We start from the raw sequence: 13,181 nt of genomic DNA on the forward strand, positions 1-13,181 counted from the left end.
ACCGAATATAATTGATGCAGATGAAAAATTATTTAAAATATATAGCCTTAGTAATCATCGGAACTTTAGGAAGTTGTCGTGAGGAAGTTCAAAAGCCAAAAGTAATTTATGATGCAGCCAGTAAAGCTGGTGTACTTCCTAAAACTGATTCTACACAGATAGAAGTGGCAGATTTGCCAATTCAGATGGAAGGAACCAATTATTTAATTCATCCGGTTGGAGATTTAAGAGTGTACGAAAAAGGATCAAAAGCCCGTTACGGATCTTCGAGTGTAAATGATGTAAGTTTTACAATTTCGAATTTAGGCGAATATGAAATTACAGGTTATTTGCAGAATCTAAAATTTCAAAAAGTAGATTCAGATTCAATTCATGCTTTAACAGATAAACCTGTTTTGATTTTAACAGCTACTTATTTAAAACCCGTTGCCGATAAAACTAAAAACCAAGTTGTAGTTTATACGCTGGCTGATGCAGATACCAATAAAGACGGAAAAATTGATACAAGTGATATTAAAACATTGTATTTAAGTGATATCAGCGGAGAAAATTTCACAAAGGTTTCTGAAGATTTTCAGGAATTAGTAGATTGGAGTTTAATTGATTCTAAAAGCCGTTTGTATTTTAGAACAATTGAAGATACCAACCAAAACGGACAGTTTGATAAAAACGATGTATTACATTATAACTATATAGATTTAGCTTCTAAAAAATGGGAAGTGAAGGCTTATAAGCCGATCTAAGATGCGAAGGTTCTAAGTTTCTGAGGTACTAAGTTTTTTTGACACAAATTATATAGATCAAAACGATTATATTATTACTTTAAAAAAAACATTTGAAAAATTAAGTCTTAATTTTTCAAATGTTTTTTTTATGCCGCGGAATTAAAAAATCTTAGTACCTCAGAAACTTAGAACCTTAGTATCTTAGATTAATATATCACTTTCTAAATCAGATTTTTCGATTTCAAAACCAAAATCTAATCTTTCTACCAATTCGATTACTAGCTTTTTGTACCAGTTTTCAGATTTAGGATGAATGTATATTTTTTCAATTAACTGGTTGATATCAACATTGATTTTCAATCCGTCATTTAGTTTTATGGTACTTTTGGAAGTATCAGTTAAAATACGGACTTCACGTTCGTATTGAAAACTTTTTCTTTTGAATAAAAACGGAAAAAACAAATCATCAAACGGAATGTATTCTTTTCTGTAATCGATATAATTTACCTCGCCAATATACTGATCAAAATTATTTTCTGGTTTTAATGCTTTTTGCAATCTTCCAATTGTAGACTGAATTGCTAAACCTTCGCTGTTTTGAGTGAAAATCTGCCACATTGCAAAAGATTCATATTCGTTAATATGCCAGCTGCTTATAGCTACTTTTTCTCGGTGTGTTTTGTAATAATTTAAAAAGTCGGGATTATCGATTGCGAGTTTTTTAATCTCCTCGTAAGTAGGTTCGCTAAAAGTGCCTTCGTACTGATCTTCAAATTTATCAGAACGCGACATAAATAACTTTCGCGAAAGCAGTAAATCAAGAAATTTAGATAAGTCTAAGTATTTCCAAACAACAGTATCTGGATCTTCCGGCAGTTTTATGTTGGGATTGTTAAGATACATTGGCAGTGATTTAAGCGATAAATCGTTATCTGTATCTAAGTTAAAAAAATAAACACAGATTAAAAAAATTAAAATGAGTTTTAATAATTCTTTAATCTGTGTAAATCTAATTTGGTAATAAAGCTGAATCTTAAGATTCGAAAGACTGCATTGTTACCAGTTTATTATAAGTTCCGTTTTGTGCAATTAACTCTTCGTGAGTTCCTTGCTCAACGATTTTTCCTTTTTGCATAACGACAATTGTATCTGCTTTTTGAATTGTAGAAAGTCTATGCGCAATCACGATCGAAGTTCTGTTCTGCATCATATTTTCTAAAGCAACCTGAACAAATTTCTCGCTTTCTGTATCCAATGCAGATGTAGCTTCATCCAAAATCATAATCGGTGGATTTTTTAGAACTGCGCGGGCAATAGATAAACGTTGTTTTTGTCCGCCAGAAAGTTTATTTCCGCTGTCACCAATATTAGTATAAATTCCTGCTGGAAGATCTTTTACAAATTCGTAAGCATTAGCAATTTTTAGCGCTTCGATAATTTCATCATCTGTAGCGTCTAATTTTCCTAAAGAAATATTTGCTTTAATTGTATCATTAAATAAAATACTGTCTTGCGTTACCAATCCCATTAAGCTGCGAAGCGATTGCAGATTCATGTCTTTGATGTTAATTCCGTCAATAGAAATAGTTCCGTCGTTTACATCATAAAAACGAGTCAGTAAATTAGCAATCGTACTTTTTCCACTTCCAGACTGACCAACAAGAGCTACAGTTTGTCCTTTTTTAATCGTAAGAGAAAAGTCTTTTAAAACCGTTTCTTCTTCGTATTTAAAGTTGATATTTTGAACTGTAATGTTATTATCAAAGGATGTTTTTTCTATTGCATCAGGTTTAGAAACAATTGGATTTTCTTGATCTAAAATTTCTAAAACACGTTCTGCAGCGGCATTTCCTCTTTTTACTCCGTAAGAAGCTTTAGAGATCGCTTTTGCAGGCGTAAGAATGTTATAAGCCAATCCCATATACGCGATAAAAGAAGCGCCGGCAAGCGTTTTGTCAATCAAAACCATTTGACCTCCGTACCAAAGCAAAATTGCGATTACCGTAATTCCCATAAACTCACTCGCAGGCGAAGCTAAGTTCTGGCGATTACCAATACTGTTAGATAATGTAAAGAAACGTTCTGTTGAATTTCTAAAAACAGTATTAAAATAATTTTCAGAATTATATCCCTTAACTACTTTTAATCCGCCAATAGTTTCCTCTATAGTAGATAAAAATGTTCCTTGTTCTTCTTGTGCTTTTGTAGATTGTTTTTTAAGTTGTTTTCCGATTAATGAAATAATGTAGCCGGAAATCGGAATAAAAACGAAAACAAATAACGTTAGCTTCGCACTAATGATTAACATAGTCGTTATGGTAAAAACTATCGTTAAAGGTTCTTTTACAATAAGTTCTAATATAGCAAGAAATGAGTTTTGCACCTCGTTTACATCTGCAGAAATTCTTGAGATAACATCTCCTTTTCTTTTTTCAGAATAAAAAGCCAAAGGCAGATCTAGTGTTTTTTTGTACATCGCATTTCGCATGTCTTTTAAAACTCCATTTCGTAAAAAAGTAATAAAAAACATAGCTAAATAATCGGCTAAGTTTTTTAGTAAAAAGATCGAAATTATGATCGCTACCATTACAGATAAAATGTAACCCGGATCATGATCGCCTTTCGTTGTAGTAATATAATAGCTCAGATAATCTTCACCATATTTCTGAAGATTTAAAATTCCGTGATATACAGGTTTTATCTTATTTTCCTTTGTCTGGTCAAACAAAACCTGAAGCATTGGAATTAATGCCACAAAAGAAAGCGTACTAAAAAGGGCATACAAAACATTAAAAAAGATGTTTAAGAATGCGTATTTTTTATACGGATAGATAAAAGGAACTATTTTTTTGAAAGTACTCATTTATTAGATTGTTATTTTACCATTAAAACCCGACAGGCTTAAAAAACTTGTCGGGTTTGGATATAAATTTGTGTAAGCTATTTAACTCAATTGCATATCTGCAATGATGTTTTTTATTTTCTGATCTAAGAAACTTTCGGCAGCATCAAAATCTGAAACCGATTCTAATTCTGCATTTACACTGATATAGAATTTAATTTTTGGCTCAGTACCACTTGGTCTTGCGCAAATTTTAGAGCCATCCGCAGTATAATAAATCAATACATTAGATTTAGGAATATCCATTGTAGACTCTTCTCCTGTCAATAAATTTAAAGCAATAGATGATTGATAATCTTCAACCATAATTACTCTTTCGTCATTGATTTCTTTCAAAGGATTTTGACGTAAATTAATCATCATTTGGTTGATTTCTTCCAAACCTTCCATTCCTTTTTTAGTCAGCGAAACCAAAAATTCTTTGTAAAAACCATTTTCTACATAAAGCTGTAAAAGTTCTTTATAAACAGAACTTCCGGCTGCTTTTGCCTGAGCTGCAACTTCACATATTAATAATGTAGCCGCAACCGCATCTTTATCTCTAACTGCATCGCCAACCATAAAACCAAAACTTTCTTCACCACCGCCAATAAACTGCAGTTCAGGAAAATCTTTGATCATTTTAGCAATCCATTTAAAACCTGTAAGACCAACTTTGCATTCTACGCCATAACTTGTTGCCAATTCCATGATCATCGGAGTTGAAACAATAGTAGAACCAACAAATTGTTTTCCGTTAATCTTTCCGGCTTTTTTCCATTGTTTCAATAAAAACGAAGTCATTAAAACCATCGTCTGATTTCCGTTTAGCAAAATCATTTTGCCTTCGTTATTTCTAACAGCAACACCTAAACGGTCACAATCAGGATCAGTTCCAACAACAATATCAGAATTTGTTTTGTCTGCCAAAGCCAAAGCCATAGTCAAAGCTTCTGGTTCTTCTGGGTTTGGAGATTTTACAGTCGGGAAATTTCCGTCTGGAACAGCTTGTTCTGGAACAATATGTACATTGTTATAACCAGCCTGAGACAAAGTATCAGGAACAGATTTTATAGAAGTTCCGTGCAAAGAAGTAAAAACAATATGTAAATTATCTTTGGCTTCTGCCGGAGTATTAAAACTCGCATTTTCTATAGACGATTGAACAAACGCTTTGTCAATTTCAGTGTCAATATATTTAATCAAACTTTCGTTAGCATTAAATTTAATTTTATCGTAGCTCAAATTTTCGATAACATTAATAATCGCAGCATCTTGTGGAGGTACAATTTGTCCGCCGTCTTCCCAATATACTTTGTAACCATTATATTCTGGTGGATTGTGCGAAGCAGTAAGTACAATACCGCATTGGCAACCTAAATATTTAAGCGCAAAAGATAATTCTGGAGTAGGACGTAAATCAGAAAACAAGTAAACCTGAATTCCATTTGCTGAGAAAACATCAGCCACAACCTTTGCCAAAGTATTACTGTTATGACGACAATCGTACGCAATAACTACTTTTATAGGTTGGTTAGGAAAAACTTCATGCAAATAATCCGATAAACCCTGAGTGTTTTTTCCAAGCGTATATTTGTTGATTCTATTATTACCAACACCCATAACGCCACGCATTCCGCCAGTTCCAAATTCTAAGTTTTTATAAAAACTTTCTTCAAGTTCCTTTGGCGAAGTTGTCATTAATTCCTTAACAGCTGCTTGTGTTTCGCTGTCAAATGCAGGCGTCAGCCATTCATTTACAGCATTTAGTATATTCGGTGCTATATTCATTTTTAAATTTCTTTTTAATATGTAATTAAAGATAAGATTTTTTCAGGAGCTGATCCTGCTGTCCGCTATATCTTTTGTCGTCTCGTTACAAACGAGACCACAAAAAAATGCCGCTCCTATCAGGGCTAGGCATTTACGTTAAAAATTAACCTCTCGGGAAACTTTATAACGTTCTTCATTATTTTTAGTTCTCAAAATAATTTCACCAAGAAATCCGGCTAAAAACAATTGAGTTCCTAAAATCATTGTAGTTAATGCAATAAAAAACCACGGGTTGTTAGTAACCAGACTATATCTCATGCCATTATACATATGATATAGTTTTGAAACTCCAATGTATCCCGCAGACAAAAAACCAATAATAAACATTATAGAACCCATAGCGCCAAAAAGGTGCATAGGTCTTTTCCCGAAACGTGATAAAAACCAAATTGTGATCAAATCCAGAAAACCGTTTATAAAACGCTCCATTCCAAATTTTGTTTCACCGTATTTACGCGCCTGGTGAATAACTACCTTTTCTCCAATTTTTGCAAAACCTGCGTTTTTAGCCAAAACAGGAATGTAACGGTGCATTTCACCCGAAACTTCAATGTTTTTCACCACAACATTCTTGTACGCCTTAAGTCCACAGTTAAAATCATTCAGCTCAACGCCAGAAGTTTTTCTGGCCGCCCAGTTAAATAATTTTGAAGGTAAATTTTTTGCTACAACAGAGTCGTAACGTTTCTTTTTCCAACCCGAAACCAAATCGTATTTTTGAGCCGTAATCATTTCGTACAATCCCGGAATCTCATCTGGACTGTCCTGCAAATCGGCATCCATAGTAATGATTACATCACCTTTTGCTTTTGCAAAACCAGCGTGTAAAGCCTGAGATTTTCCAAAATTCTTCATGAATCGAATACCTTTTACATTCGAATTTTCATTAGAAAAACCTTCAATAATTTCCCAAGAATTATCTGTACTTCCATCATCTACAAAAATGATTTCATAAGAGTAATTGTTAGATTGCATCACTTTAATAATCCACGCATAGAGTTCTTTAAGTGATTCCTCCTCGTTTAGAAGTGGTATAAGTATAGATAAATTCATTTATATTTTTATTCTTGTGTAGTTTTGCTTTTGAAAAACGCTGCCAAAATTAATCCAAAAATTGCGCAGAAAATAATAGAGAAAGCACAGCCTTTAATCAATTCGATAGTCGAAAACGGATTGTTTAATTTCATTTTAGCAATATTCTCATTAATAACCGAAGCAGGAGCTCCCATTTTTTGCATTATTCCAGCAGTATATCTAATCATCAATTCGCTTACAGTATCTTTAGCGGCCGGATCGATAACGTTAAATAAAAGAATATTAAATAAAGTAGAAATAAGAACGCCAATTACGGCAGCTATAAAGTAAGTTGTAAATGCATCTTTAAAACTAAAAACGCCTTGTAATTCTTTCTTAGTTTTAGAAAGTAAAATAATGGCAATAGTAAGGTTTATAACGATTCCAACTAGTCCAACCCACCATGAAACGAATAAATTCAAATCGATTGCATAGATACTAGCTGTAACAAATGCAGATGTAATTCCGATAATTACACCGTAATTTATACCATTTTTCTTTATAACTTCATTAATCATATTTTCTAGATGTTTAAAATTAATCCACAAATATAGCAATTACCATATATACAAAAGTCAGATATATATTAAAAATATTGACACAAATGAAGCAGCTATTAAAAATATTGATTAAAAGATTTGTTTATTGAAAAATAAATGTAAATTTGCACACTCAAAAATAATTAAATTTTTAAACAAAAAAGAGTGCTGTAGTTTACACCTTTTTCTAACCATGAAAAAGCTTCAGAATAAAAGTACTCCAAACAATAAATAAAAGAAAAGATGAAAAAAGGAATCCACCCAGAAAATTACAGATTAGTTGCATTTAAAGACATGTCAAATGATGACGTTTTTATCACTAAATCTACTGCAGATACAAAAGAAACAATTGAAGTTGACGGAGTTGAGTATCCTGTTGTAAAAATGGAGATTTCTAGAACATCTCACCCTTTTTATACTGGTAAATCTAAACTTATCGATACTGCAGGACGTATTGATAAATTCAAAACTAAATATGCAAAACACGCTAAAAAATAATAGCTGTTTTTACTTATACAGAAAGCCTTCCAGATTTGGAAGGCTTTTTTTATGCTAATTTTTTTGCCAAAGATTAAAATGATTTAAGAGATTTCTTTTTTATTGAAGCTAAATGTTTCACGCAGATTTTAAAAGATTAAAGCAGATTTGTAAAGATAAAATAAATAAAATCATATTAAATCTGCTTTAATCTTTTAAAATCTGCGTGAAAAGAAATCCTTTGAATCTGTGAAATCTGTGGCTGATTTTACTGTAAAGTTTTGCAGTAAAAAAATATGCGATATCTACTACAGCATAAATAACACAAATAAAATATTTGTAACTTTGAGCCAGGTAACCAACTCAAAATTTTAACAAATATTAAATTAATTTATGAACTACATTCTTTTTGACGGCCCCGTCCGGAATACTCTACTTCCTTTTACTTTTACCAGACCTGTTGCTGATATTTTAATCGGAATTATGACCATTCGTCAAAAATGGGAAGCACGTTTAGGTTCAACCATAACAACAATTACAGAAGAGTATTTATCGGAAAAATTTCCGATGGTCGAGTTAGAAGAAAATGTCATGATCAATGCTGCTTATTTGCCAAATGATAAGCTTGTTGATTTGATTTCTGATCTAACAGTAAACCAGGCGATTTTTAAAGGCGATGATGTAATTGCTTTTTTTGCATCAGAAAATCAAGAAGAAGTAGATTTTGATTCTTATGAAATTATTCAATATAATGATGACTGTTTAACAGTTGAACATACTTGGGATATTTTTTCTAAAAATGACGCCGCAATTCGTGAGGATTTTAAATACTTAACAGAAGACAGGAAATCACAGCCAATTCCTAAAAGTGTTAATGTAATTGCGCCAGAAAATGTTTTTATCGAAGAAGGAGCAAAGCTGGAGTTTGTTACTCTTAATGCTTCAACCGGACCTATATATATAGGTAAGAATTCTGAGATTATGGAAGGAACTGTAATTCGTGGTCCTTTTGCTTTATGCGAAAATGCACAAGTAAAGCTAAATGCTAAAATTTACGGAGCAACAACCGTAGGTGTAGGTTCCAGAATAGGAGGAGAGGTAAAGAATTCTGTTCTTTTTGCCAATTCAAACAAAGGACATGATGGATTTTTAGGTGATTCTGTTTTAGGTGAATGGTGCAACATTGGCGCTGATTCTAATAATTCGAACCTGAAAAATAATTACGAAGAAGTAAAATTATGGAGTTATGAAACAGAAGGATTCGCCAAAACCGGACTTCAGTTTTGTGGTTTAATGATGGGAGATCATAGTAAGTGTGGTATCAATACCATGTTTAATACCGGAACTGTTGTTGGTGTAAGTGCCAATATTTTTGGATCTGGTTTTCCTCGCAACTTTGTGCCAAGTTTTTCTTGGGGCGGTGCATCAGGTTTTACAACTTACGTAACCAAAAAAGCTTTTGAAACAGCGCGTTTAGTTTTATCAAGACGAAATATCGATTTTGATGAAACAGAACAAGCAATTTTAGAACACGTTTTTGAGGAAACTAAAAAATGGAGAAAAGATTAAGCTTCAAATTAGATAATTAGTCAATTTGATAATTAGATAATATTTTACAACCCGACAGATTTTACAAACCTGTCGGGTTTTGTTTTGTTAAGGATTTGGAAAATTATCTAATTGACACATTGCCAAATTATCTCAATTATCTAATTGCCTAATTCTCTAATTAATCTATCTTTGCAGCTTCAAAAAATACTTGCTGAGAAGTCTAAAAATCAAAGCAGTCTAAAAAATCTAAAAATCTAAATGATTACAGTTAACGATATTTCGGTTCAGTTTGGTGGAACAACACTTTTTAGCGATGTTTCTTTTGCTATCAATGAAAATGATAAAATCGCCCTTATGGGTAAAAATGGTGCGGGAAAATCGACACTTTTAAAAATTATTGCTGGACAAAGCAAACCTTCTACCGGAAATATTTCAGCTCCAAAAGAAGCTGTTATTGCTTATCTGCCACAGCATTTGCTTGCTGAAGATGGTGCAACTGTAATGGAAGAAGCTTCAAAAGCTTTTGGTGAAATTTTTAGCATGAAAGCAGAAATCGACGAAATCAACGAACAATTAACGGTTCGTACAGATTACGAAAGTGATGCTTACATGAAGCTTATAGAAAGAGTTTCTGATTTAAGCGAGAAATTCTACGCAATTGAAGAAGTAAACTACGAAGCTGAAGTAGAAAAAATATTAGTTGGTTTAGGTTTTGAAAGAGAAGATTTTACACGTCAGACTTCTGAATTTTCTGGAGGATGGAGAATGCGTATAGAATTGGCTAAAATTTTATTGAGAAAACCAGATTTAATTCTTTTAGATGAGCCAACCAACCACATGGATATCGAAAGTATTCAGTGGTTAGAAGATTTTCTTTTAAATCAGGCAAAAGCGGTTGTGGTAATTTCGCACGATAGAGCGTTTGTAGATAATATTACCAATCGTACGATCGAAGTTACGATGGGTAGAATTTACGATTACAAAGCTAAATATTCTCATTACTTAGAATTAAGAAAAGACCGTCGTGTGCACCAGCAGAAAGCGTATGATGAGCAACAAAAAATGATTGCCGATAACAGAGCTTTTATTGATCGTTTTAAAGGGACTTTCTCTAAAACAGATGCCGTTCAGTCTCGTGTGAAAATGCTGGAGAAATTAGAAATCGTTCAGGTTGATGAAGTAGATACTTCGGCTTTACGTTTAAAATTCCCGCCGGCAGCACGTTCTGGACAATATCCGGTTGTGGTAAAAGATTTGTCTAAATCTTACGGAGATCATGTGGTTTTTAAAGATGCCAACATTGTAATCGAAAGAGGTCAGAAAGTAGCTTTTGTGGGTAAAAATGGTGAAGGAAAATCGACCATGATCAAAGCCATAATGAAAGAAATTGGTATTGATGAAGGAAGTGTAGATATTGGTCATAATTCTCAAATTGGATATTTTGCTCAAAATCAGGCTTCTTTATTAGATGAAAATGCTACTATTTTTGAAACTATTGACGGTATTGCAGTTGGAGATATTAGAACGCAGATTAAAAATATTTTGGGAGCATTTATGTTTCAGGGTGATGATATTACCAAAAAAGTAAAAGTGCTTTCTGGTGGAGAAAAAACACGTTTGGCAATGATTAAATTATTATTGGAGCCAGTAAACTTGTTGATCTTGGATGAGCCTTCAAATCACTTGGATATGAAAACCAAAGACATTATTAAAGATGCATTACGTGATTTTGATGGTACTTTAATCTTAGTTTCTCACGATCGTGATTTCCTTGACGGATTGGCAACTAAAGTTTTTGAATTTGGAAACAAACGAGTAAAAGAACATTTTGAAGATGTTGCTGGTTTCCTAGCGCATAAAAAAATGGATTCTATGAGAGAAATCGAAAAGTAATTTTTGATTGACTATATAATAAGCAAAAAGCGCAAGTTGATTCTTGCGCTTTTTTTTTGGACATTGCTCAGCAATGTAATGATAGTTTTGTAAAATTAAATCCTGATTCCCGGAGGAAGTAATTCTTTGTACTTTGGATTTTTCTTGATAAACAATGCGATTTTTGGGGAGATAGGCATTATTCTAAATTTCTTTTCAGTAACAATTTCCATGATGTTTTTAAGTACAGCATCGATTACAGAAGGATTGTCGTAACCTTCTGGTGTGTTGATTTTGGTTAAGAAAATTTTCTTTTCCTGAAATGAATATTCAACAGTAATTTTTCCTTCTCGTACTATGGTCTCAAATTGTCTTGCAAAAGTATTGTCTTTGATTTCCATAGTTTCAATAGTTTGTTCCATAATAATTTTTTTTTAGGTCGTGTTAAATAAATAGGTTTTGGGGCCTGAAATAAGCATGAAAGAAAATTCTGTATAAGTTTTTTAATCACGTTTTATTTCAAATACAAAGGTAATCAATTGATTCTCAATATCGAATTATTTTTAAAAGAAGAGGTTGTAATGACCATTACTTTATTAGGCAGATTTTTATTTTCTCAGTAATATTACGGTCTGAAATTTGCTTAAGCTATATTTAAAAATGTAACTTTAACATTAATGAAGAGTCGTAATTGTAATTTCTTTTAATATTATGAGTAAAATTCCGGTTTATTTTATGCCTGGTTTGGCAGCAAGTTCATCAATTTTTGAAAGAATTCAATTGGATGAATCTGTTTTTGAAATGTGTCTTTTGGAATGGGAAATTCCGCTTCCAAAAGAATCTTTATCTGATTATGCACTTCGCATTGCTAAAAATATAAAACATGCTGATCCGGTTTTAATCGGAGTTTCGTTTGGCGGTATTTTGGTTCAGGAAATGTCAAAACATATTAAGGCACGAAAAGTAATTATTATTTCCAGCGTAAGAAGTAATGTTGAATTTCCGAGAAGAATGAAAATCGGGAAAACTACAAAAGCCTATAAGCTGATTCCGATGCAATTATTGTTGAATGTAGAAAAGCTGGCGAAATTTTCATTTGGAGAAAGAATAAACAAGCGTATCAAACTCTATGAAAAATTTCTTTCCGTTCGCGATCTTTATTATTTGCAATGGGCTGTAGAGTCAGTTATTTTATGGGATAGAAGTGAGGTTGATGAAAATATTGTGCACATACACGGAGACAAAGACGATGTTTTTCCTATAAAATATATCAATAGCTGTATTATCGTAAAAGGTGGTACTCACGTTATGATTCTTAATAAATACAAATGGTTGAATGAGAATCTGCCTTCGATTATATTGGATTAGAAATTCCAATATTTTAAAATTCCAAATTCCAAAGTTCGGGTTAAGTTTAATCTTTGTCAAAGTTTAAAACTTTGACAAAGATTGCGCAAAGTAACTGTAAAGCTTGTTCTCCTGAGCGAAGTCGAAGGATCGCATGCTGAATCCATAAAGAGATTTACTGTGCGTGTCTTTCGACTACGCTCAGGAGGACAGAAAATCTAAAATCTACATTCTAAAATCTAAAATAAAAAAAATCCCAAACTCACAATTGGAATTTGGGATTTTAAATATTTTGAAATTTTAAAAAATCGTTTAGATTTTTTTCATTTGTTCTTTCATCATAGTGATTTGCTCTTTCAACATACCTTGTTTGTCTAATTTCTTAGCTTCATTTAATAAATTGGTAGCTTCAAGTTTTCTTCTGCGTGACATTGCAACTCCGGCAAGGTTTAATTTAGCTACAGCCAAATCCATATCCATTGATAGTCCAAGTTCGATAGCTTTTTTGAAATGTTTCTCAGCTTGATTAATATTAGTTTGAGATAACATGATTCCGTGAAGGTAATTAAAGTAGCCTTGTTGTTTTCTTACCAAAGCAGCTTCAGGATTTTTGATGTATGCAAGCCATTTTTTAGCGCCTTCAAAGTCTTGTTTTCTTAATTTAAGGAAAGCTAAAAGGATAAATTCGTTTTTGAAGTAAAGAAAAATCGGAATTGCAGTAAGTAAAAGAAGGAAAATACCATTCCCTATATTACTCTCTGTAAATTGCCAAACGCCAGCGACTACAAGAAGTCCGGCCAAAATAAGTTTAATATTTTTGTGAAACATAATTATTGTAAATTTGTGATTGCAAATATAGTAAAATGAATTAAAAATATTTTT

12 protein-coding genes are annotated in these 13,181 nt (G+C 32.5%); 5 read left to right on the plus strand and 7 right to left on the minus strand.

What is annotated here, in order from left to right:
• Positions 1-20: 20 nt before the first annotated feature.
• Positions 21-743 (plus strand): hypothetical protein, encoded by a 723-nt coding sequence (locus EV144_RS18930; protein WP_134150716.1) that lies wholly within the window; start codon positions 21-23, stop codon positions 741-743.
• Positions 744-926: 183 nt separating this feature from the next.
• Here EV144_RS18930 and EV144_RS18935 read toward each other — a convergent pair whose 3' ends face one another.
• The 5 genes from EV144_RS18935 to EV144_RS18955 all read right to left on the minus strand — a co-directional run bounded on the left by EV144_RS18935 (position 927) and on the right by EV144_RS18955 (position 7,031).
• Complete coding sequence (locus EV144_RS18935; protein WP_134150717.1) at positions 927-1,628, minus strand: DUF2971 domain-containing protein; 702 nt, start codon at positions 1,626-1,628, stop codon at positions 927-929.
• 130 nt (positions 1,629-1,758) lie between these two features.
• The gene (locus EV144_RS18940) at positions 1,759-3,588 is read right to left on the minus strand and encodes an ABC transporter ATP-binding protein (protein WP_134150718.1); all 1,830 of its coding nucleotides are present in this window, start codon (positions 3,586-3,588) and stop codon (positions 1,759-1,761) included.
• An 81-nt stretch (positions 3,589-3,669) separates the two neighbouring features.
• Complete coding sequence (locus tag EV144_RS18945; RefSeq protein ID WP_134150719.1) at positions 3,670-5,397, minus strand: phospho-sugar mutase; 1,728 nt, start codon at positions 5,395-5,397, stop codon at positions 3,670-3,672.
• Positions 5,398-5,535: 138 nt separating this feature from the next.
• Positions 5,536-6,492 carry a glycosyltransferase family 2 protein gene (locus EV144_RS18950; RefSeq protein WP_134150720.1) on the minus strand — a complete coding sequence of 319 codons (957 nt, stop codon included), beginning with the start codon at positions 6,490-6,492 and terminating at the stop codon, positions 5,536-5,538.
• Positions 6,493-6,500: 8 nt separating this feature from the next.
• On the minus strand, positions 6,501-7,031 hold the full coding sequence (locus tag EV144_RS18955; protein ID WP_134150721.1) for a DUF4199 domain-containing protein: 531 nt from the start codon (positions 7,029-7,031) through the stop codon (positions 6,501-6,503).
• Positions 7,032-7,295: 264 nt separating this feature from the next.
• Between EV144_RS18955 and EV144_RS18960 the strand changes: the two genes are divergently transcribed.
• The 3 genes from EV144_RS18960 to EV144_RS18970 all read left to right on the plus strand — a co-directional run bounded on the left by EV144_RS18960 (position 7,296) and on the right by EV144_RS18970 (position 10,973).
• Positions 7,296-7,550 (plus strand): type B 50S ribosomal protein L31, encoded by a 255-nt coding sequence (locus tag EV144_RS18960; protein ID WP_011921626.1) that lies wholly within the window; start codon positions 7,296-7,298, stop codon positions 7,548-7,550.
• Between the two features lie 372 nt (positions 7,551-7,922).
• Positions 7,923-9,098, plus strand: a complete 1,176-nt coding sequence (locus EV144_RS18965; RefSeq protein WP_134150722.1) for a GlmU family protein — start codon at positions 7,923-7,925, stop codon at positions 9,096-9,098.
• Between the two features lie 240 nt (positions 9,099-9,338).
• The gene (locus EV144_RS18970; RefSeq protein WP_134150723.1) at positions 9,339-10,973 is read left to right on the plus strand and encodes an ABC-F family ATP-binding cassette domain-containing protein; all 1,635 of its coding nucleotides are present in this window, start codon (positions 9,339-9,341) and stop codon (positions 10,971-10,973) included.
• 95 nt (positions 10,974-11,068) lie between these two features.
• On the opposite strand, the gene EV144_RS18975 is transcribed toward EV144_RS18970, so the two are convergent.
• On the minus strand, positions 11,069-11,353 hold the full coding sequence (locus EV144_RS18975) for an N-acetyltransferase (RefSeq protein ID WP_134150813.1): 285 nt from the start codon (positions 11,351-11,353) through the stop codon (positions 11,069-11,071).
• 310 nt (positions 11,354-11,663) lie between these two features.
• On the opposite strand from EV144_RS18975, the gene EV144_RS18980 reads away from it, so the two are divergent.
• Complete coding sequence (locus EV144_RS18980; protein ID WP_134150724.1) at positions 11,664-12,320, plus strand: alpha/beta hydrolase; 657 nt, start codon at positions 11,664-11,666, stop codon at positions 12,318-12,320.
• Between the two features lie 291 nt (positions 12,321-12,611).
• Here the strand turns inward: EV144_RS18980 and EV144_RS18985 are convergent, their stop codons facing one another.
• On the minus strand, positions 12,612-13,127 hold the full coding sequence (locus EV144_RS18985; protein WP_099709309.1) for a hypothetical protein: 516 nt from the start codon (positions 13,125-13,127) through the stop codon (positions 12,612-12,614).
• Positions 13,128-13,181: the final 54 nt, after the last annotated feature.

Origin of the sequence: Flavobacterium sp. 270, assembly GCF_004368785.1 — a bacterium.
Taxonomy (GTDB): Bacteria; Bacteroidota; Bacteroidia; order Flavobacteriales; family Flavobacteriaceae; genus Flavobacterium.

What these genes read in the sequence shown, in the direction of transcription:
- EV144_RS18930 (WP_134150716.1), top strand. Translation starts at nt 21, where the DNA reads ATGAAAAATTATTTAAAATATATAGCCTTAGTAATCATCGGAACTTTA.
- EV144_RS18935 (WP_134150717.1), bottom strand. Translation starts at nt 1,628, where the DNA reads ATGTATCTTAACAATCCCAACATAAAACTGCCGGAAGATCCAGATACT.
- EV144_RS18940 (WP_134150718.1), bottom strand. Translation starts at nt 3,588, where the DNA reads ATGAGTACTTTCAAAAAAATAGTTCCTTTTATCTATCCGTATAAAAAA.
- EV144_RS18945 (WP_134150719.1), bottom strand. Translation starts at nt 5,397, where the DNA reads ATGAATATAGCACCGAATATACTAAATGCTGTAAATGAATGGCTGACG.
- EV144_RS18950 (WP_134150720.1), bottom strand. Translation starts at nt 6,492, where the DNA reads ATGAATTTATCTATACTTATACCACTTCTAAACGAGGAGGAATCACTT.
- EV144_RS18955 (WP_134150721.1), bottom strand. Translation starts at nt 7,031, where the DNA reads ATGATTAATGAAGTTATAAAGAAAAATGGTATAAATTACGGTGTAATT.
- EV144_RS18960 (WP_011921626.1), top strand. Translation starts at nt 7,296, where the DNA reads ATGAAAAAAGGAATCCACCCAGAAAATTACAGATTAGTTGCATTTAAA.
- EV144_RS18965 (WP_134150722.1), top strand. Translation starts at nt 7,923, where the DNA reads ATGAACTACATTCTTTTTGACGGCCCCGTCCGGAATACTCTACTTCCT.
- EV144_RS18970 (WP_134150723.1), top strand. Translation starts at nt 9,339, where the DNA reads ATGATTACAGTTAACGATATTTCGGTTCAGTTTGGTGGAACAACACTT.
- EV144_RS18975 (WP_134150813.1), bottom strand. Translation starts at nt 11,353, where the DNA reads ATGGAAATCAAAGACAATACTTTTGCAAGACAATTTGAGACCATAGTA.
- EV144_RS18980 (WP_134150724.1), top strand. Translation starts at nt 11,664, where the DNA reads ATGAGTAAAATTCCGGTTTATTTTATGCCTGGTTTGGCAGCAAGTTCA.
- EV144_RS18985 (WP_099709309.1), bottom strand. Translation starts at nt 13,127, where the DNA reads ATGTTTCACAAAAATATTAAACTTATTTTGGCCGGACTTCTTGTAGTC.